The organism is Acinetobacter sp. YH12218 (assembly GCF_013417925.1).
Classification (GTDB): Bacteria; Pseudomonadota; Gammaproteobacteria; order Pseudomonadales; family Moraxellaceae; genus Acinetobacter; species Acinetobacter amyesii.
Genome location: NZ_VPDB01000029.1, coordinates 13,778 through 35,105, shown reverse-complemented (window position 1 = coordinate 35,105; position 21,328 = coordinate 13,778). Strand labels below are relative to the sequence as shown.

Genomic DNA, 21,328 nt, shown 5'->3' with positions numbered 1-21,328 from the left:
ACTTAAGTTAAATAGTTAGAAGTATGACAAATACAAAATTTGCCATACTGTCTTTAATGAATTTACACACTAAATTTAAATCTTAGTTGTATCCATTTGGATTTTGCTTTTGCCAGTTCCAGCTATCCTTCAACATATCTTCTAAACCATATTGAGGCTGCCAATCTAACTCTGCGACAGCACGGGCATTATCAGCAAATGAAGTTGCAACATCACCTTCTCGACGAGGTACATATTCAAAAGGTATCTCAACACCATTCACTTTTTCAAAAGTATCCCGAATTTGTTTTACTGAAATCCCATTGCCTGTACCAATATTCCAAGCGCGGCATCCTTGCGTTTTTAAACGATGATTCAATGCGCATAAATGTGCATTGGCCAAATCAACCACGTGAATATAATCACGCACACCTGTACCATCTACCGTGTCATAATCATTGCCAAAAATTGACAACTTATCACGACGGCCGACTGCCACCTGTGTGACATAAGGCATCAAATTATTGGGTATCCCTTGTGGGTCTTCACCCATTTGACCACTTTGATGTGCCCCTACTGGGTTAAAATAACGCAGCAAAGCGATTGACCAACGCTCATCTGCAGCTGCTAATTTTTCTAGTAATTGCTCGACAATCAGTTTGGTATAGCCATAGTTATTACTTGGCATACCTGTAGGCATGGTTTCATTTAAAGGCGAAATATTGGCTTCATCATAAACTGTTGCCGATGAACTAAAGACCAACTTAAAGACTTGAGCACGCTCCATCGCTTTAACTAAGCTAATAGAACCTGAGATATTATTTTCAAAATATTTTAGAGGCTCTTTTTGGCTTTCACCCACAGCTTTTAAACCTGCAAAGTGAATCACAGCATCAATAGAATGATGCTGAAAAATTTGATCTAAAATTTGCTGATCGAGAATATCACCTTCAACAAAATCTAATTTTTTAGCTGCCAACGCTTGAACACGTGCTAAAGATTCGACAGAACTGTTGGATAAATTGTCCAGTACAACAACGTCATGCCCTGCGCTCAAAAGTTGAATACAAGTATGTGAACCAATATAACCTGCACCACCTGTTACTAAAATTTTAGCCATTGGTTTTTCCTAATAATATTTGTAGTAAGCCTTGCGTTGAACCATCTAAATCCGCAATATCCTTTCGATCACCATTTAATATTGGAAGTAGCTGATTGGCAATTTCTTTGCCTTTTTCTACACCCCATTGATCAAACGGGTTAATGTTCCAAAGCACCGACTGTACAAAAACTTTATGTTCATACATTGCAATCAACATGCCCAAACTATATGGATTTAGCTCTTGCAATAAAATGGTTGAACTTGGTTGATTGCCTTCATATTGTTTATATTCCGGCAAATCTTGTACTTCTTGTTGATTTAAAGCTTGATTACCAAATGCCAGTAAGCGCGATTGAGCCAAACAATTGGATAAGGCCAAATGATGCTGTTCCACCAGCGCCTCTGCATTATCGACATAGGTAAATTGTTGGGCCTGATAACGCTGCACTGGCGCAATAAAATCACAACTCACTGCTTGACTGCCTTGATGCAGCAATTGGTAAAAAGCATGCTGCGCATTTGGTCCCACTTCCCCCCATATAATCGGGCAAGTATCCCAGTCCACTTTTTGACCATTACGCTGAATCGATTTACCATTCGACTCCATTTCCAACTGCTGTAAATAAGAGGCGAAATATTTCAAACGCCCATCATAGGGCAGCACTGCATGAGTCTGAATATCAAGGAAATTATTATTCCACGCACCCAATAAGCCCATTAATACAGGAATATTGTGTTCGAAAGGTGCCGTCTGAAAATGCTGGTCTACCGCATATGCGCCAGCTAACAGTTGTTTAAAGCCATCAACTCCAATTGTCAGTGCAATCGGTAAACCGATACATGACCAAAGTGAATAGCGACCGCCGACCCAATCCCAGAGCAAAAATTGGTTTTCGGCTGCAATACCCCATTCTGTCATTTTATCTGCTTTGGTAGATACGCCAATAAAATGATGCTTTAAAATTTGTGATTCTTGTCCAAGTGCTTTTTCGAGCCATAATCGCACCGTTTGCGCATTGGATAAAGTATCAATGGTCCCGAACGATTTTGAAGAAATAATAAATAGCGTGGTTTCGGGGCGAAGTTGATGCAATAAATCTGAAAGCTGGCTACCATCAATGGTCGAAACAAAATGTACATCGAGTGGCTTATATGTGGATTTTTTGAAATCAGATAAGGCATGGCTCACCATCAGTGGTCCTAAATCTGACCCTCCGACACCAATATTGACCACATCTTGAATGACTTCACCAGTTGCGCCGCGGCACTGGCCAGCATGAATTTTTTCTACCAAAGCATACATACGCTCAAGTTGTGTATGCACTTGTTCTGCTAATTCAGGATGAGACTGATCATCTTTAGGTAACCGTAGCGCCCAATGCATGGCTGCACGCTGTTCGGTATAGTTAATTTCTTCAGTAGAAAATAAACGCTTTATCCACGACGTTAAATCTTGTGTCTGTGCCCACTGGACTAGATTTTTGACAACGGGCTGATTGACTCTATGTTTACTAAAATCAAAAACCACCGGCTCTAAAGGCACAGAGAATTTTTCGAATCGCTGAGGGTCTTCAGCAAAGAGTTCTGTTAAATGCTTATTTTCAAATTCAGTTTTCAAACTATGAAGACTGCCTAAAACTGAATCTAAATGTTCGACCATATAGGGTTGAGTTTTCATAGCCATTAACGTCCTACCCCCATATATACAAAACCTTGAGACTTCACATATGCTGGATCATAAATATTGCGCCCATCCAAAATAAGCGGATGCTGCATGGTTTTAAGCAATTCGGTATAATTTGGACTCCAATATTGTTTCCATGCAGTCAATAAACACAAAGCATGTGCATCTTGCACTGCCTCATATTGCTCTATGCAATATATAAGATCAGGTCGCTCACCATATATTTTTTTAATTTCTTCCAAGGCTTGAGGGTCGTGTAATTTAACTTTTACACCTTGAGCCCATAGTGCTGCCAACATGGCATGAATAGGAGATTGTTTCGTACTAGACGTTTTTTCTTTAAATGCAGCACCCCATATCGCAACAGTTTTCCCTTTTAAATCACCATGATAATAATTCCACAATTTGCGGAATAAAACTTCTTTTTGCTGCTCATTAATATCCCAAACTTGAGCAAGGAGCTGGCTATTTGCGCCCACACCTGACACCGTATGCGTTAGGGTCTGAATATCATGTGAAAAGTTTTCTCCACCAAAGCCTGCCCCCGGATAGAGATAAGATCCTCCAATACGATTATCCGCAGCCATCCCCTGACGAACTGACTCAATATCAATGCCTAATTTCTCAGCAACCATTGCCAAGTCATTGATATAACTAATTCGTGTCGCCAACATGCCAGAGATACTCAACTTGGTAAATTCAGCATCTAAAATGGGCATAAATAAATATTGCTGCTGACGTGGGAATAAAGGGCGTAAGAGTTCCTTAATTTTAATTTGAGCAACATCCGATGCAGCCCCAACAATCAACTGCTTGGCTTGGGCAAAGCTTTGTAAAGCGTTTCCTTCCTGAATCATGTCGGGTAAATAGACCCACTCATCTTCATGCAAAATTTTTGCAAATTTTTCTGTCCCATGCAGTCCTAGAGTAGACGCATTAATCATCAGTTTGGGGTGAATAATGGGGCGTTGCTTGATTACCTTGAGAATTTCGATACATTGCTCTTCTTCGGCAGGGTTAAAACTGAAGAAATAGGCATCTGCATCTAATGGAATATCATTAAAGTCGCAGTATTTTAAAAAACTACTTTGTTGTTTGTTGAGTAGATTTTTTACAGCTTCATCTTGCATATACATTTGTTCGCTTTCATACGTTTTCAGTGGTTCATACCAAAAAACGTGATGACCGCATTCTGCTAGCAAAGCAGCAAATACACCTGAAAAAAGTGTTTGTCCAAATACTGCAACCTTCATATCAATCTCTTTTTATAGTTTTAGTTCTTTGATCAGCGCTTTAAATTCCTCACCTAATTTTGGATGGTCTACACCATAATGTAAAACTGCTTTGAGATAGCCCAGTTTACTGCCGCAATCAAAAGTTTGACCTTTCATCCGATAGGCTTCCACCGTATCGGTCGCTTGCAAAGCTGCAATTGCATCGGTCAGCTGAATCTCATTACCTGCACCTTTAGGCGTATTTTCGAGCAATTGCATGATTTTAGCCGGTAAGATATAACGTCCAACGACGGATAAATTGGATGGCGCAGTGCCGACTGCCGGTTTTTCGACAATGCCTTGCATGACGATGCTATGCCCTTCTTCAGGTGTAGAAGCAACATCTACAATACCGTATTGATCTACCATGTGATCTGGTACAGCTTCCACCATAATTTGTGATGCATGGGTTTCATCAAAACGTTGAATCATGAGACTTAGATCATTATTTTCAGATGGATCTTTGACTAAAACATCTGGCAATAGCACAGCAAAATCATCATTACCCACGACAGATTTTGCACAAAGGACAGCATGACCTAAACCAAGCGGTTGAGGCTGACGTACACTGATTACACTCACATGGGGAGGTAAAATCTCGGTAATTTCTTTAAGCAAATCAAATTTCTTTTTATGTTCTAGAGTGGTTTCCAGCTCAAAGTTACGATCAAAATAGTTTTCAATGGATGCTTTTGAGGAATGGGTAACCAGAATAATCTGTTCAATACCAGCAGCAATTGCTTCTTTAATTACATATTCAATCGCTGGTCGGTCAACCACGGTGACCATTTCTTTAGGAATAGATTTACTGGCAGGTAAAAAACGCGTACCTAAACCTGCAACTGGGAGAATGGCTTTTTTGATCATTACAAATAGTTCACTAATAAAAAATTATGACTTAATTTCATCTTTAATTTTTTCAGGATCATTTCCTTGAAATAAAGAAGGGCCAACATGACCCGGTGCATTAATACCTTCGCGTTTGGTCATCACACCGACTGTTTTGAACATGATTTTAAAGTCAACCAAAGTATTATGGTTATCCACATACCAAACGTCGCATTTAAAACGTTCTTCATAATCAAGTTCATTTCGACCACTCACCTGTGCTAGGCCTGTCATCCCAGGCTTAACTTCCAAGCGACGAGCTTGTTCTGGTGAATATAATGCTACAAAGTCTTTAAGCATAGGACGTGGACCAACAATACTCATATCCCCTTTTAAGACGTTTATGAGTTGTGGCATTTCATCTAAACTTGTAGAACGAAGTTTTTGTCCAAAAGGTGTTATACGCTGTTCATCTGGTAATGGATTGCCTTCTTTATCCACTGCATCTTTCATCGACCGGAACTTAATCATTTTAAAAAGCTTGCCGTCTTTACCAGGACGTTCTTGCAGAAAAAATATTGGAGAACCTAAGTTTTTACGGACCTTAAAAGCAACCCAACAAAAAATTGGTGATAAAAGGACGAGTGCTATTAGTGCGATAACAAAATCAACTAAACGTTTCATAATTAAAAATACCACTCTTATTTATGAACTTTTTTTCGTAGAAAAGTATTATAAATTTTACCTAGCAATGAACTAGGCATCAGCCTAAAAGCAGACCTTATTAGGAAGAGAATATTAGCATGTATTGGGTTTTGAATTTTGAGTTCTTTTTTTAAATTTAGTAATTGTTTTTCACTTTTAATATATTCGTAACCTTTACGGCGCGCATGCATTCCATTGTCAATTCGCGCATAAACGAGTACATCAGGCAAATTCTGAACTTTATAGCCTTTAGCAATGACTCTAAGAAATAAATTATAATCTTCCATCCAAAGATGATGTTGATAACCGCCAACTTCAATAATTTTAGGCCTTCTATATGCAATAGTCATGTTATTAAATGGACTTTGCTTTTTTGCATATTCCCTTAAAGCCAAATTATCCAAAGGAACAATACGCATACCTGATGGGGATGTTATATCATCGACAAATTCGGTAATTTGCCCCCCTAAAATGACCAACTCACTGTCTGCTTCAAAACATTTAATCTGTTTCTCAAAACGATCAGATACACTTATATCATCAGTATCAACTATAGATACAATTTCGTATTGGCAATTTTGAAGACCGATATTTTTTGCTTTCCCAGTACCTACATTATCTTGGAGCTTAATTATTCGTAAAGTTTGTTGTAAACGCGCCGACCATAGCGCAATTGACTCATATAGCTCAGTTGTTAGAGGGCCATCTTCCACCAAAACAATTTCTGTTGGTTTTAAAGTTTGCTGATCCCATATACTTTTCATACAAGCATTAAAATGTTCAGGCTTTTCTTTATAGTAAATAGATATTAAAACCGAGAACATACAATTAACCTTTAAAAATTTGTTCCGACCAAAGATGTAAGATTTTTTCAGGTTGATAATTTTCTGCGTTCTTTAAAGAATTCTGTGAAAATTTAACCAAATCCAATGGAGAACTAGCAAGTAAAAGAATACGATCTGCTAGTTGATCTATATTTTGATCCTCAACCAAATAACCATTCACTTTATCTTTAATAATATCACTTGGTCCATTAGGACAATCGTAAGAAACAATAGGCAAACCGAAACTTTGGGCTTCAATCAAAACCATAGGTAAACCTTCATATTTTGATGACATCACAAAAAAACTAGATGCTTCATAAACACTCCTTATATCAGAGGTAGCTCTTTTTAAATGAACATTTCCAATCGCATTTGACTGAATATATTCATCCAACAAAGCTTCATGCTCACCCTCACCAAAAATAGAGAGCTGCCACTCAGGAAGTTGATCGAATATTTTCCCCCATGCTTTTAGCAAATGGACATAGTTTTTTTGATCAGTTAATCGCCCTATTGCAACTATTTGCTTTTGTGTTCGATTTACCGTATTAACGACTGGAAAAGGTGAAAAGTTTGGTATAACCACTACATTGCCATGAAACTCATTAAAGTAGTCTTTATCTCTATTTGTTAAAGTGACAACTTGATGTATTCGCTTGTAAAACATTTTGCTTACGATCTGAACAATTTTAGGCCTACTAATGAAGGATACATGTTCTAATGTTACAAGCTTTTTGACATTAGGAATAAGTGCGCAGAGTAGAGACAACTTACCCATATTATGAACAATGACTGAATCTGGTTTTTCCTGTGCAATAAAGCTCACAAGCCCCTTATAAAATTGGTATCGCGAACCCGATATTTTTTTCACTTTTATCTGTGGATTAAGTGCATAAGCAACTTCACTATAATCAGCATCTCTGTTAATAATAGTGACTTCATATTTAAGCTCTTCAACTAGTTGATTTGCAAGTATACAAGCCACTCTCTCACTACCAGAACGATTTTTGAGTGAGTTGATAATAAAATTAACCCTAACCATTGTATTCAACTTAAAACTCTTAGATATGAACTAGAAAGGTGTTCAGAAGCTTGGAAAAACCATGTTATATACGCTATGAAAATAAAATATAAAAGCATAGATGCATAATATAATCCTCTACTCAACCTCGCCATCAAAATTATAGGTAAAATAAAAACTTCCGTATATAGGAAAACATTTGAGAGTCTCCCACTTACGATTGCGAAATCATAAAAGCCTAGTCTCAATGTCAGCCCAACTGTAAACATATAAATCAAGAAAACATATAACTTATTATGGAGCAAGCCTTTATCTGTGAAAAATAAAAAAAATAAAAAAAGAAGGTAACCTTTTAAATTTGAGAGTGACAGAAACCCGACTTCACCTCCATATTCAACTGTTTCGGAATATGATTCTAGGCGATCAAAACTATTTACCATATAGCCCTTAAGAAAAACACGTATAAAAATAAAACCGAGTATTAAAATCAATAAGTTTAAGAGTCTAAATTTAAACAATGATGCTGAAATATCAATTTTTTTGATTAAAAAATAATATAACAATGCAACGATTGAGAAAGCAAAAGAAATTTGATGAAATAAAATTGCAGTTGCAAATAAAATTAGTGAAGTAATTTTTTTATTACTTAATAAAAGTAAAGAGGCGTAAACCGCCAAAGAAACAGCAAGTGCTTGTCTTATTTGCATAAATTGCTGCATAAAAAAGTAACCTGTCGGCAAATAAAAAGCCATTACATGCAAATAATTGATATTAAGCAATCTAGATGTTTTATAAATAATAAAGAAGATTATTAATGAAAATAATGAAAATAATATAACATCACTCTGAGTGAAAAGTGACACTATTTTTGAAAACAACCCCCAACCTAATTCGACACCAGTCTGCTCATAATAACCTGTATAACTTGTCAAGTCATAAAAATCAACCGTCTTAAACAGTCGATAATATACAGCTGAATCTGGCGTATCCCCCCTCACTCCGACAATAAAAGCCAAGGGAATTAGTACAATAAAATAAAATAGATTCCTATTTATTTTCATAATCTTCAATACTCATTACTGAAATAGTATTTTTTTATTTTGTTAATAACTCTATCAAAAAATGAAAACTTCCAAGAATATCCCCAATGATGTATGCCATATGTTTCATCTACGATTTGATTAAACATAAGCTGTTTTACCGGCTTTGATTCATCAAATGGATTATAAGGATAAAATGAATCTGATTTTAATATTTTAAAGTTAGAAAACTTTGAATCATTGTAAATTTTTCCTAAAATTTGAGGCATTGCAATATACATCGTACTATTTTGATCATAATATTTTAACATTTTATACATCAAAATATTTCCCTTGAGTGATCCAATAGCGCCACAACTCACCTTACTCTTGTCTGAATCTTCATAAGCAGAAAAAAAGTCATATATCAACAAAGGACTTAAATCCCGAATTATTTCCATGTCCGTATCTAAATAAACTCCACCATATTCATAAAGTGCATAACAACGAACATAGTCAGCTGCAAAAGCATATTTTTTATCTTGTAATGCTTTTTTTACAAATGGGTGGTCAATAGGAGAGTTCAATTCATTCCACTCTTTAATTTCCCAATCTGGCAAATATTTTTTCCAACTTAAGATGCATGCTTGGATTAATGCTGATTTTTCTTGATCACCAAACCAACAAAAATGAATCACTTTAGGTATCATATATACCTCCTAAAACCAATCTTTCATTTTCACAAAAAAATATTTGCAGTAAACCAGAAACCCTCTATTAAAAATTACTGAAGGATTTTCCATTATATATTCCAATAAAAGCTTTAAGGATAAAGCTTTATTCTGCTGCCCTGTCCAAACGATATAAGTCCATCTTAGCTTGCTATATGCTTTATCATATAAATTATGTCCTTTATAAAAACTCAGCGTCTTCATATTGTTATCATAAATAAATTTAGAGTTCTTGGTGGTATTATTGGAGTGTATTCTATAATTTGCAAATGTGTCTGATAAACAATACACACTTCCTTTCTCTGCCATTTTCAACCACATATACCAGTCCTCAACCAATATATCAGGATTATAGCCACCGACTTCATCTAAAGTCGACTTTCTCATTAGCTGAGTTGGTGCATAGAATTGACATTCATTCAAAAATATTTTATCAAAAGCATATTCTTGCTGCTTCAATTTATCTAATTTTTTAATATTATTATTTTCATCAATATAATTTGCACTACCAAAAACTGCTGTAGTTTTTGGATTTTCTTCCATATATTTGACCTGCAAGTTAATTTTATTTTTTAAAATAATATCATCTGAAGCCAATGCTGCAAAATATTTACCTTTACTCCAAGCAATAGATTCATTTAAAGTTGCGCTCAATCCTTGATTAGGGCGATTTCTAAACTCAAATCGAACGAAACGTTGCTCACAAGCAGGGAGCATTTTTTCAATAATTTCAACAGAACTATCTTTAGAACCATCATCAATAATAATGAGCTCAATATTTTGATAAGTCTGGTCAATCACACTTTGAATGCTGTCTCGAACAAATTGTTCGTGGTTATAACAAGGAATAATAATAGAAACTAACGGAAAATTACTCACTGTACAAAATACCTCATTATCACTAATATTAGAAACTGAATTCTACGTTTTGAACTCAAATCACCAAATAAACTATTTCTCCAAATAAATTTAGTTGCATCGCTAATTGCGGACTTCCAATTTTCGATATTCTTCAGCGATTTACGGTTAAAAAATAAATATTTTCCTGCTTCCCATGCATATACAATAATAACTGCAGGACTTACCTCACTTTTATCTTTCGAGGAAAGTATTTTATACAAAATTATTGAATTAAAAATTTTCTTATATAATTCTTTATTGATTCTCTTAGTGGTAGACTGTAGATTATTATTATAAAAATATATACCATCTGAAACTTTTATGAGACGCGAATAATAGAATGCTAAACGTGTTATCACCTCATCATTATTTATATAGTTTTTGGTATTCTTTTCTTCATAATCTATGTATGCACACATTAAAATATCTTTTCTATATACTCCTAGCCCATGTACTCCCCACCTTTCTAAGGAGTTCTTTAGTGCATCCCGACCACAAAAAAATGATTTACTCGTATAATAGATAAAATCATTTAAAACTACCTCTCCATTAACTTCACTTTTATACTTCAAGTTGAAAAGAACTATGTCTACTTCAGTATTGAAATTAGTCATGGCTTCGTTTATAGCATCTTTAGAAAGCTCATCATCACAATCCAGTATTGCAATAAAATTTCCTGATGCGTGCATCACACCGTTCTTTCTAGCGCTAGCAGCCCCTTGATTTTCCTGATTTATTAGTCTAATTTTTAGATCTGGATATTTCGCAGCAATCTGAACAATTATATTCTTAGAGTTATCCGTAGAACCATCATTTACAAAAATAGCTTCTATAGCTTTATAAGTTTGACTTTGAATAACATCAAAACATTTCTCAATATTTTTCTCTTCATTATAGACTGGAATAATGATTGAACATAATTGATTCACATTAATACTCCATACTCTTAAGTTTAATGTTTGAAAATAAACCGCATACTAGCCAGTACATCAAACAATTTATAAAAAATGCAATTGCAATACCTTCAAAGCCAAAATATAAAATCGATAAGTAAGTTATTGGAAGTATACTTAGAGCAAACACTGTTTCTGTAATAACAAACAACCCCGTCATCGCTTTACTTAGCATCATGAAGCTAATAATCCAACTTGCAATTTTAGTCACATCACCAACTAACTGCCATGTTAACAATTCAAGCATTGGCATAAATTCATCTGTAAACAAAAACTTAACAACTATTTCTTTAAAAAGATAAATGAGAATAGACGATATAATCGCAACAGGTAAAATAACCTGATAACCTAAAAACACTTCCTTTTTAACCTCTTCATATTTTTTTAGTTCAGACAGTCTAGGTAGGTAATACACACCGAGGATCGTAGAGGCAAATAACAAGTAACCATTACTTAATCTTGTCATTGCATCCCAATACCCTGCATAAACTAAACCAAATTGCTCAATAACCATGTTTCTAAGCAATATTTGTGCAATATTGCCAAAAAACACACTTACAAAAGCCATTAATGCAAATGCTGCTAACTTCTTAGCTATATTCTTCTCGACTTTCCCAAAAAAACTTTTTAGATTAAACCACTCCAACTTAGAGCATAAAAACATCGTTACTAAAAAAGCGAGTGATTGATAAATTGACAGTGCGATCAATGCGCCATATAACTGATAATAAATCGCTAAGAGGCTTGTGATAATAAGTGAAAAGATACTCCCCGCAATATTAGCTACCACCATCTTTTTTACTTCTTTTACGCCATTCAGAATTGCCAAAAAGAAAGAGTTGAACGTAAAAAATACTAGAAAAATTGCAAACCAAACTAATACTTTAGAGTATTCATTAGAATGAAAAATATAAATGGCTATCTGATTTTTAAAAATCAAAATCAATAGCGCTGAAACTGTACTAAAAATTAGGATTAAAGTCCCTGAGGTTCGCCAAACTTCTATTTGCTTTGTTTTTTCTTCATGATATTCAGCTGTATATTTTATTATAGCGGTATTAATTGCACTTCCAGCAAAGGTTGTTATCATTTGAATAAAATTTTGGAATTGACCAATAGCAGCATAACCAGCAGGTCCGACGTATACGGCTAATATTTTATTCAATAAAAACATTGTGGCTGTTTTGATTAAAACAGCCACTCCATTTAGCACACTGGTCTTAAGCAAATTCATTTTAGGCGTTAAAACTATTACAAAGCTGAATTACTTTTTCTACATCTTCCAAACTCAGCGTTGGCCCCATAGGTAAGCTTATTACTTCATCATGAATCTTCTCGGAGATCGGATAACTCAAATTATTCCATTCTTTATAAGCCTGTTGCTTGTGTGGGGGAATTGGATAATGGATTAACGTTTGTACGCCATTTTCTGCTAAATATTGCTGTAATGCTTCTCGATTTCTTGAACGAACGACAAATAAATGCCAAACATGTTGGTCATATTGAGACACATCTATATCAGACAAAGGCAAGCTCAATTCAGGGTTTTTAATCCCCTCAAGATACATTTTTGCAATTGTACGACGATGTTTCACTTCTGCATCTAAATGTTTTAATTTGACATCAAGCATCGCTGCTTGAATTTCATCTAGTCGACTATTCACACCTGGAACTAAATTTTTATACTTTTCATGCGAGCCATAGTTACGCAATGCTTTTAACATGTTCGCTAATTCTGCATCATTCGTAGTAACTGCACCTGCATCACCCAATGCACCTAAATTTTTTCCAGGATAAAAACTAAAACCTGAAGCATCGCCCCAGTTTCCTGCTTTTTTACCTTGTATTTGTGCCCCATGACTTTGTGCGGAGTCTTCTAAAACCAATAAATTGTATTGTTTAGCAATTTGCATAATTTCTGGCATTTCTGCCAATTGACCATATAAATGGACAGGTAAAATCACTTTAGTTTTAGTCGTTATTGCTTCTTTTATTTTTATAGGATCAATATTGTAGGTAGAAATATTTGGCTCAACTAAAATTGCAGTCAAGTTATTTGCTGTAATCGCAAGAATACTAGCAATATAGGTATTTGAAGGAACAATCACTTCATCACCATCATGAAGCTTACCCAGCTCTTTCCAAGCACGTAAGGTTAAAATTAATGCATCTAAACCATTGGCCACGCCAATTGCAAATTTAACCCCGCAATAGTTTGCAAAATTTTGTTCAAACTGTTCTAGCTCATTTCCACCAATATACCACCCAGAATCAATAACTCTCGTGCAAGCCGTAATTAACTCTTCACGATACTGCTGATTAATATTTTTTAAATCTAAAAAGGTAATCATTCTTATATATAACCTTTAATTATTGCAGGGTTGCCTATCACTATTGCATTTGCGGGAACATCTTTAGTCACCACAGCACCAGCACCAATCAGTGCATTTTGGCCAATACGAATTCCAGGTAAAATGGTGGCATTGGCCCCAATGCTCGCACCCTTTTCAACAATCGTTTGAGAAAACTCTTCTGGATACTGCTTTGAACGGGGTTTTTTATCATTTGTAAACGTAACAGATGGGCCAATAAAGACGTTATCTTCTAGTGTGATCCCATCCCATACATAGACGCCTGATTTTATGGTGACATTGTTACCAACGATGACATCATTTTCAATGAGAGTATGCGCACAAATATTACAATTTTCACCAATTACAGCATGCTGTAGAATGACGCTAAACTGCCAAACTTTGGTTTTCTGTCCAATTCTTTGGGATTTCACGTCTGATAAAGGATGAATAAAAGGTTTATGTACTTCTTTTAAAAATTCTTGATAATCACGAATATAATCAGATTCAGTAAAATGCTCACTTGCCAAAACAAGTAGAACACAGTCCTCAGAAAAATCATGCATTTCCCGCCAGATCAATCCTTCAATAACCAAACCTTGGGTCGGGTTATCTAAAATAACTTCTTCTTTATTAGAGCCATTTTCCAGAATAAATCTGCAACTACCTTTTAAACATATTGCAACTTGTTTGAGATCAATATGAGCATGAAATCCACGAGGTTTATCTACTGTATTAAAAATATAATATAAACGCTTAACTTCAAAGGGAATGGACTGATTGGACTCAATAGCCACTAACCCACCACGGTCATCACCAAAGTTCGGTAAGTCAATTAATTCTACAAGACTCATCTTATTCAGCTACCAAAGAAATCAAATATTGACCATAGTCATTTTTACTCATGCTTTGCCCAATTTTTAACACTTGCTCTTTACTCAACCAACCTTGATTAAAAGCAATTTCTTCAAGACAAGCTACTTTATAACCTTGGCGTTTTTCTAAGGTCTCTACAAATTGTGCTGCTTCAAGCAAACTTGCATGTGTACCTGTATCGAGCCATGCAAAGCCTCGACCCAATAGCTCAACACTTAAGTCACCCCTCTCCAAATACATTTGGTTCACTGTCGTAATTTCTAATTCGCCACGCTCTGAAGGTTTAACTTCTTTTGCAATTTGAATCACATCATTGTCATAAAAATATAAACCTGTCACTGCAAAATTTGATTTTGGTTGCTTAGGTTTTTCTTCTAATGAAATTGCGCGTTTATGCTCATCAAACTCAACTACACCAAAACGCTCAGGGTCTTTTACTTGATAGCCAAAAACTGTAGCGCCTTTTTGGCGAGCTACAGCCTGCTTCAGCATTGGTGTAAAGCCCTGACCATAGAAAATATTATCGCCAAGTACCAAGCACACATTGCTATCACCAATAAATTCTTCGCCGATAATAAACGCTTGAGCCAACCCATCCGGACTAGGTTGAATGGCATACTGCAAACGAACACCAAACTGTGAACCATCACCAAGCAGGCGTTCAAAGCTCTCTTTATCCTCAGCTGTCGTAATAATCAGAATATCCTGAATGCCTGCCAACATAAGTACAGAAATTGGATAATAAATCATTGGCTTGTCGTAAATTGGGAGTAGTTGTTTAGATACACCCTTTGTAATTGGGTATAAACGTGTACCCGATCCACCTGCGAGAATAATACCTTTTGTATTCATTATGCATTCACACCTAATCTTTCACGTTGGTAACTGCCATCTTGAACACGACGACACCACTCTAAATTATTCAAATACCATTCAACTGTTTTTCGAATACCTGTATCAAACGTTTCTTCAGGTTTCCAGCCTAATTCATGGCCAATTTTTGTTGCATCAATGGCATATCGCAAATCATGACCAGGGCGATCTTGTACAAATGTGATCAGTGAATCATAAGCTTGTCCATTCGACTGGGGCTTTAACTCATCTAAAATCTTACAAATCTTTTTTACGACTTCAATGTTTTGTTTTTCATTGTGTCCACCAATGTTGTACGTCTCTCCCACAATGCCTTCAGTCACCACTTTATATAATGCTCTAGCGTGGTCTTCTACATATAACCAATCGCGAATTTGATCACCTTTACCATAAATTGGAAGTGCCTTACCTTCTAAAGCATTCAAAATCACTAAAGGAATCAATTTTTCAGGGAAATGATAAGGACCATAATTATTTGAACAATTGGTAATCATTGTTGGTAGTCCATAAGTTCGATGCCAAGCTCGAACTAAATGATCTGAACTGGCCTTACTTGCCGAATATGGCGAACTCGGAGCATAGGGTGTTGTCTCCAGGAACAAGTCATCTGTACCTTCTAAGTCACCATAAACCTCATCTGTTGAAATATGGTGAAAACGAAATGCTTGTTTTTTATTTTGATTTAAACCGTTCCAATAATGACGGGTAGCTTCCAGCAAGTGATATGTACCAATAATATTGGTTTCAATAAATGCAGCCGAACCTGTAATTGAGCGATCTACATGGGACTCTGCTGCCAAATGCATCACAGCATCTGGTTGAAAACTTTCAAAGATTTGATCTAATGCAATACGATCGCAAATATCAGTTTGAGAAAACTGATAACGCTCACTATCAGCAATACTTTCTAAAGATTCTAAATTGCCAGCATAAGTCAGCTTATCAATATTTAATACTTCATTATTAGTATGATTAATAATATGTCGAATCACGGCAGAACCAATAAAACCTGCTCCACCTGTTACTATAATCTTCATAAATATCCTAAATTTTAAAATTCACTGTATTAAGGTATAGCTTTAATTTTGTTATCCTTAATTATATCATCCAGTTAAATTAAATTTTAATACTACTATTAAAATTACTTATCTATAGATGCTGAGCAATAACCATCCACATATTTTTTTAGTATCGTAAATAATTCATTTAAATCATCACGATGCTTGTAACTTTTAAGCTGTATAAATATTTCAGCAACCTCTAAATATCCATAATATTTTTCATAAGACTTTAATATCCGTTCATGATCCGTTTTTTTTACATTTTCAGCATCAATTAACAACTCTTCATATAACTTTTCACCCGGACGTAGACCTGTAAATTGTATCTCAATATCACCTATACCATTTTCATCGATTGCTCGAAAACCACTCAAACGAATCATTTGTTTTGCCAAATCTATAATTTTGACTGGTTCACCCATATCAAGCAGAAATACATCACCGCCAGTCCCCATCGCACCTGCCTGAATCACAAGCTGAGCTGCCTCAGGAATCGTCATAAAATAACGCGTGACTTCTGGGTGCGTTACTGTAACAGGCCCGCCTTGAGCAATCTGCTTTTTAAACAAAGGGACGACAGAACCTGACGAACCAAGTACATTGCCAAAGCGTACAATACTAATTTGCGTTTTTGGATTCGTCGACGCTAGGCCCTGACAATACAATTCTGCCATGCGTTTAGACGCCCCCATCACATTGGTTGGACGTACCGCTTTATCGGTTGAAATTAAAACAAAAGTTTCAACATTTTGATTCACCGCTGCATCTACACTACGCTGTGTGCCAATGGACGTATTATAAATACCTTCAAATGGGTTTGCTTCAACAAGTGGTACATGTTTATAAGCTGCGGCGTGATAAACTGTTTGCACTTTGTACTCTTGAATAATACGTTCTAATTTTTGCTGATTGGTGACAGAACCTAGCACTGGAATAATTTGTATATCAGAAGCCTGCAATTCACGATCAATTGAATACAAAGCAAATTCAGACATTTCAAACAGCACTAACATTTTAGGCTGATGCTTCACAATCTGACGACATAACTCAGAGCCGATCGAACCGCCCGCCCCTGTCACCATGACCACTTTATGTTTAATATTTTTTTCTAACAGTTCAGGTTTCGGCGGTACAGGATCACGGCCTAATAAGTCAATAATATCCACTTCACGGATATCTGAAACTTGGACTTGCCCATCCACCAGTTGCGTTACCCCTGGCAGTTCCATAATTTTGACATCTGCTGAATCAAAAGACTCAATAATCTCTTTTTTCCGTGCACGACCAACGGAAGGCATGGCAAGTAATACTTCTTCAATGCCAAATTTTCCAAGTTTTGCTTGCGCTTTTTTGGGTGAATAAATTTTTAAACCACTCAGTGACTGACCTTGTAAGGAGCGCTTATCGTCAATAAAACACACGGGCAAATAATCATCTGAGCGGTTTAAAGCTGCTGCAATTTGTTGTCCTGCCAGCCCTGCGCCATAAATTGCCACACGTTTACGGCTTTGCTTTTTGGCAAAAGTTTTAAGAGTAGCGTAGCGAATGACTGCACGGCTCCACCACATGTATGAAAACAGCATAAAGCCATACATGAGCGGAATACTCATGGGAATAAATGCAACATTCAATTTTTTGATCGTGTATAAGGCCACGATTTGAATAAATGTCCCGATTAAAATTCGCAGCAGATAGTCTTCATTAAATGAACGCACAATTGCGCGGTAAATTCCGAGCAAAGCAAAAATAGCAATGCCAAAAATACCGACATAAATATACCAAGCATCCAGTCCTTGCATGACCTGTACATTGGGACGCGCCAAACGTATGGCATAAGCAAGCCACATCATTAACGGTAAAACACAAATATCCATCAGCACCAAAACGATTTGTTTTTGGCGACGCGGTAATGATGCTATAGAACGGATAAAGTCTTTCACAAGATGCTCAAATAGGGTCAATAAAGCGAATGAGAGCGCATATTATACGCTCTTTTCAGGTTTAGATTTTTGCGATCACCGCTTGGATCGCATCCACGGTTTTTTGTAGGCTGTGCTCGGACAAGGTTGGGTGTACAAGGAACATTAAGCTTGTTGCACCTAGCTGTTTAGCTTGCGGTAAAGACTGCGCAGGACGCCAAGGCGTACCATCAAATGCTTTTTCTAAATACACTTCTGAACACGAGCCGCTAAAACAAGGCACATTCAATGCATTGATTTCTGCCATGATTCGGTCACGCGACCAGTCTACAGGCAAGGCTGAAGTATTCACTTGCACATAGCATTTATAGGCTGCATGCACATATTCAACAGACGGTTTTACTACAGTAAAATACGGACTATTTTCAAATGCCGCTTGGATAAGCGCCATATTGGCATTACGTTTTGCCGTCCATTCAGGCATTTGTTTGAGTTGCAGGCGACCAATCACGGCTTGCATTTCCATCATGCGCCAGTTGGTGCCAAATGAGTCGTGTAACCAACGGAAGCCCGGTGGATGTTGCTTGTTATACACGCTATCAAAGTTTTTACCGTGATCTTTATACGACCACATTTTTTTCCACAGACTTTCATCATTGGTGGTGACCATACCGCCTTCACCGCCAGTGGTCATAATCTTGTCTTGGCAAAACGACCATGCACCAATATGACCAATTGAACCTGCGGATTTACCTTTATACATCGCACCATGCGCTTGAGCACAATCCTCAATCACGAAGATGCCTTTCTCCTCTGCCAATTGCATGATTGGATCCATATCACACATCCAACCCGCCAAATGCACACAAATAATCGCTTTGGTATTCGGTGTAAGCACCGCTTCAATAGTACGACGTGAGATGTTTTGTGAATCGAGTTCCACATCAGCAAAAATCGGATTAGCACCTGCAGTCACAATCGAACTTGCTGAAGCCAAGAAGGTACGTGAAGTGACAATCACATCATTCCCTGCACCGATGCCGAGGGCTTTTAGGGCTAAATCGAGTGCCACGGTGCCATTGGCTACGGCAACTGCATGCTTGGTTCCTGCAAACTGTGCAAATTCCTTTTCAAATTCACGGCATTCCTGCCCTGTCCAATAATTCACTTTATTGGACAAAAGAACTTTTGACACCGCATCGGCTTCTGCTTGGGTAAAGCTTGGCCAAGGCTCAAATGCACTGTTTAACATGGAATTTTCCTAAAACGTATTACTGTGAAGTCGTGACAATCCGCGCAGGATTACCCACCACTGTTGCGCCCGCAGGGACACTTTTGGTGACTACGGCGCCCATACCGACAATCGCGCCTTTACCAATCACCAAAGGCTGATCGGGGGTGCCTTGCTTAATCATGGCCCCTGCGCCAATATAAGCATGGTCGTGAATATGAATATTACCGTTGCATTTTACGCCTGGCGCAAAGGTAACGAAATCCCCAATCACACAATCATGCTCGACATAGCTATATAAATTGGCGTGGAAGCATTTTCCGATTTTAATATTGGAGGTAATGGTGACAAATGGACTGAGTGCTGAACCTTCTGCAATTTGTACTTCATCCATGAAAATGACGTTGTCAGCACAGATTGACCAAAGCTGAATACCATCCACTTCTAAACGCTGGGCAATTTTTTCGCGTACACGACTATTGGCAATCGCAATTTGCACGTATTTTCTTGATGCTGATTCATTTAAAAATGCTGAATAATTCATGGCACGATGACCATTCACCTCACCCATCTCTGTTAAGGCATCATCAATAAAGACAATTTCAGAACTGTCTTGTTCACGGGCTAATTGCTGCCGTGCCACCGGCATGAGACTACGCCCACAGCCCGATGCCCCATAAATCGCAAACAGTTTAGTCATTTTTATGTTCCGCAGAGCCGGTAAATTTGCTCATGGTTGCCTCACCTTCCGCGCTGATATCATCTTTGGCAATCACTTTTTTTATGGTTTTCAGCATGATTTTAAAATCGAGCCACAATGATTGGTTTTCAACATACCATGTATCGAGTTCGAATTTCTTTTCCCATGAAATGGCATTGCGACCATTCACTTGCGCATAACCCGTGATACCCGGACGCACGTTGTGACGTTTGGCTTGCTCGCTATTATATAAAGGTAGATATTCCATCAGTAATGGACGTGGACCAACAATACTCATGTCACCTTTAATCACGTTCCACAATTCAGGCATTTCATCGAGACTGGTGGCACGGAGCATTTTACCAAATGGGGTGAGACGTTCACTGTCGGGTAATGGGTTGCCCTCAGCATCCAGCGCATCTTTCATAGTGCGGAACTTAATCATTTCAAATGGTTTGCCATGTAAGCCCGGACGCACCTGACGAAATAGCACTGGCGAACCTAAATTCTTTTTCACCTTATGAGCCACCAAAGCATAAACAGGAGACAGCAGCACCAGCGCAGATGATGCGATCACAATATCCAATAAGCGCTTTAACATGGTTCACTCTTAAGATTAGATGAAGATGGGGAAATGGTATCCATTTCTAGCAATGATTATACCCTGTTCGAGACCATCAGATTTGTAAAATATTTCAACCGTCAAAGGGACTCAAGTAGTGCCCATTCCAAAAGATCCCGAAAATATAGTCGTTTAGAGATCGGTCCAACGACGATTGACTGCATGACCCGGGTTATTCATGCTGATCACCTTCGCGTAGTTTCCTACCGCAGTTGCATTTTCAGGAATGTCTTTCGTCACAACGCTGCCCGCACCGATAGTGGCATTATTGCCAATTTTTACATGCTCAATAATGCAGACATTTGGCCCAATATAAACATTGTCACCAATTTCTGCTGCTTGACGGCCGCCATTGGCACCAATCGTTGTAAATTGCGATAAATTTACATTATTGCCAAGCACAGTCGTAGGGTTAACAACCAGCGGCCCGCCATGACCAATAAACAGACCATATCCAATTTGAGTTGTGGTATGAATATCTATGCCGTACTGCTTTTTTTTATAATAATAAATGGGATAAGCCAACTTTGCCCAAAATGATTTTGCACTGGCCAAACGCAGCCAAAATGAAAAATTAAAACCACGATTGAAAAAATAAGTTTTCAAAAATGATTTAAAACCAAGATTGCCCGTATAACGGTATAAATCACTTTTTATATATTTTAAAGTCATCTG

21 protein-coding genes are annotated in these 21,328 nt (G+C 37.1%); all 21 read right to left on the bottom strand.

Features of this window, described 5'->3' with window-relative positions; genetic code table 11:
* Positions 1-82: 82 nt before the first annotated feature.
* On the bottom strand, positions 83-1,099 hold the full coding sequence (gene galE, locus FTV03_RS09745) for a UDP-glucose 4-epimerase GalE (RefSeq protein WP_180041267.1): 1,017 nt from the start codon (positions 1,097-1,099) through the stop codon (positions 83-85).
* Positions 1,092-2,759, bottom strand: coding sequence for a glucose-6-phosphate isomerase (gene pgi, locus FTV03_RS09740; protein ID WP_373685133.1), 1,668 nt, complete (start codon positions 2,757-2,759; stop codon positions 1,092-1,094). Before pgi ends, galE begins: the two co-directional genes overlap by 8 nt.
* A gap of 5 nt (positions 2,760-2,764) precedes the next feature.
* Positions 2,765-4,018: a nucleotide sugar dehydrogenase gene (locus tag FTV03_RS09735; protein ID WP_180041263.1), complete on the bottom strand. Its 1,254-nt coding sequence runs from the start codon at positions 4,016-4,018 to the stop codon at positions 2,765-2,767.
* A gap of 12 nt (positions 4,019-4,030) precedes the next feature.
* A complete protein-coding gene (galU, locus tag FTV03_RS09730) occupies positions 4,031-4,906 on the bottom strand; it encodes a UTP--glucose-1-phosphate uridylyltransferase GalU (protein WP_180041261.1) in 876 nt (291 codons plus the stop codon).
* A 24-nt stretch (positions 4,907-4,930) separates the two neighbouring features.
* On the bottom strand, positions 4,931-5,551 hold the full coding sequence (locus FTV03_RS09725; RefSeq protein WP_180041259.1) for a sugar transferase: 621 nt from the start codon (positions 5,549-5,551) through the stop codon (positions 4,931-4,933).
* A gap of 17 nt (positions 5,552-5,568) precedes the next feature.
* Positions 5,569-6,396 (bottom strand): glycosyltransferase, encoded by an 828-nt coding sequence (locus FTV03_RS09720; protein ID WP_180041258.1) that lies wholly within the window; start codon positions 6,394-6,396, stop codon positions 5,569-5,571.
* Between the two features lie 4 nt (positions 6,397-6,400).
* Positions 6,401-7,438: a glycosyltransferase family 4 protein gene (locus FTV03_RS09715; RefSeq protein WP_180041279.1), complete on the bottom strand. Its 1,038-nt coding sequence runs from the start codon at positions 7,436-7,438 to the stop codon at positions 6,401-6,403.
* 5 nt (positions 7,439-7,443) lie between these two features.
* Positions 7,444-8,478 (bottom strand): EpsG family protein, encoded by a 1,035-nt coding sequence (locus FTV03_RS09710; RefSeq protein ID WP_180041256.1) that lies wholly within the window; start codon positions 8,476-8,478, stop codon positions 7,444-7,446.
* Positions 8,479-8,483: 5 nt separating this feature from the next.
* On the bottom strand, positions 8,484-9,146 hold the full coding sequence (locus tag FTV03_RS09705) for a glycosyltransferase family 32 protein (protein ID WP_180041254.1): 663 nt from the start codon (positions 9,144-9,146) through the stop codon (positions 8,484-8,486).
* A 9-nt stretch (positions 9,147-9,155) separates the two neighbouring features.
* On the bottom strand, positions 9,156-10,046 hold the full coding sequence (locus FTV03_RS09700; RefSeq protein ID WP_180041252.1) for a glycosyltransferase: 891 nt from the start codon (positions 10,044-10,046) through the stop codon (positions 9,156-9,158).
* Positions 10,043-10,996, bottom strand: a complete 954-nt coding sequence (locus tag FTV03_RS09695) for a glycosyltransferase family 2 protein (RefSeq protein WP_180041250.1) — start codon at positions 10,994-10,996, stop codon at positions 10,043-10,045. Before FTV03_RS09695 ends, FTV03_RS09700 begins: the two co-directional genes overlap by 4 nt.
* Before the next feature lies 1 nt (position 10,997).
* On the bottom strand, positions 10,998-12,254 hold the full coding sequence (locus FTV03_RS09690) for an O-antigen translocase (RefSeq protein WP_180041248.1): 1,257 nt from the start codon (positions 12,252-12,254) through the stop codon (positions 10,998-11,000).
* Position 12,255: 1 nt separating this feature from the next.
* The gene (locus FTV03_RS09685; protein WP_180041246.1) at positions 12,256-13,371 is read right to left on the bottom strand and encodes a DegT/DnrJ/EryC1/StrS aminotransferase family protein; all 1,116 of its coding nucleotides are present in this window, start codon (positions 13,369-13,371) and stop codon (positions 12,256-12,258) included.
* Positions 13,372-13,373: 2 nt separating this feature from the next.
* Positions 13,374-14,225 carry a WxcM-like domain-containing protein gene (locus tag FTV03_RS09680; RefSeq protein ID WP_180041244.1) on the bottom strand — a complete coding sequence of 284 codons (852 nt, stop codon included), beginning with the start codon at positions 14,223-14,225 and terminating at the stop codon, positions 13,374-13,376.
* Position 14,226: 1 nt separating this feature from the next.
* Positions 14,227-15,099: a glucose-1-phosphate thymidylyltransferase RfbA gene (gene rfbA / locus FTV03_RS09675; RefSeq protein WP_180041242.1), complete on the bottom strand. Its 873-nt coding sequence runs from the start codon at positions 15,097-15,099 to the stop codon at positions 14,227-14,229.
* The gene (gene rfbB, locus FTV03_RS09670; protein ID WP_180041240.1) at positions 15,099-16,157 is read right to left on the bottom strand and encodes a dTDP-glucose 4,6-dehydratase; all 1,059 of its coding nucleotides are present in this window, start codon (positions 16,155-16,157) and stop codon (positions 15,099-15,101) included. The genes rfbA and rfbB overlap by 1 nt, the downstream gene beginning before the upstream one ends.
* 104 nt (positions 16,158-16,261) lie before the next feature.
* On the bottom strand, positions 16,262-18,121 hold the full coding sequence (locus FTV03_RS09665; RefSeq protein ID WP_180041238.1) for a nucleoside-diphosphate sugar epimerase/dehydratase: 1,860 nt from the start codon (positions 18,119-18,121) through the stop codon (positions 16,262-16,264).
* A 61-nt stretch (positions 18,122-18,182) separates the two neighbouring features.
* Positions 18,183-19,352: a DegT/DnrJ/EryC1/StrS aminotransferase family protein gene (locus FTV03_RS09660; RefSeq protein ID WP_180041236.1), complete on the bottom strand. Its 1,170-nt coding sequence runs from the start codon at positions 19,350-19,352 to the stop codon at positions 18,183-18,185.
* 19 nt (positions 19,353-19,371) lie between these two features.
* Positions 19,372-20,031 carry an acetyltransferase gene (locus tag FTV03_RS09655; RefSeq protein WP_180041234.1) on the bottom strand — a complete coding sequence of 220 codons (660 nt, stop codon included), beginning with the start codon at positions 20,029-20,031 and terminating at the stop codon, positions 19,372-19,374.
* Positions 20,024-20,632: a sugar transferase gene (locus FTV03_RS09650; RefSeq protein WP_180041232.1), complete on the bottom strand. Its 609-nt coding sequence runs from the start codon at positions 20,630-20,632 to the stop codon at positions 20,024-20,026. The genes FTV03_RS09655 and FTV03_RS09650 overlap by 8 nt, the downstream gene beginning before the upstream one ends.
* Before the next feature lie 153 nt (positions 20,633-20,785).
* Positions 20,786-21,325, bottom strand: coding sequence for a serine O-acetyltransferase (locus tag FTV03_RS09645; RefSeq protein WP_180003610.1), 540 nt, complete (start codon positions 21,323-21,325; stop codon positions 20,786-20,788).
* Positions 21,326-21,328: the final 3 nt, after the last annotated feature.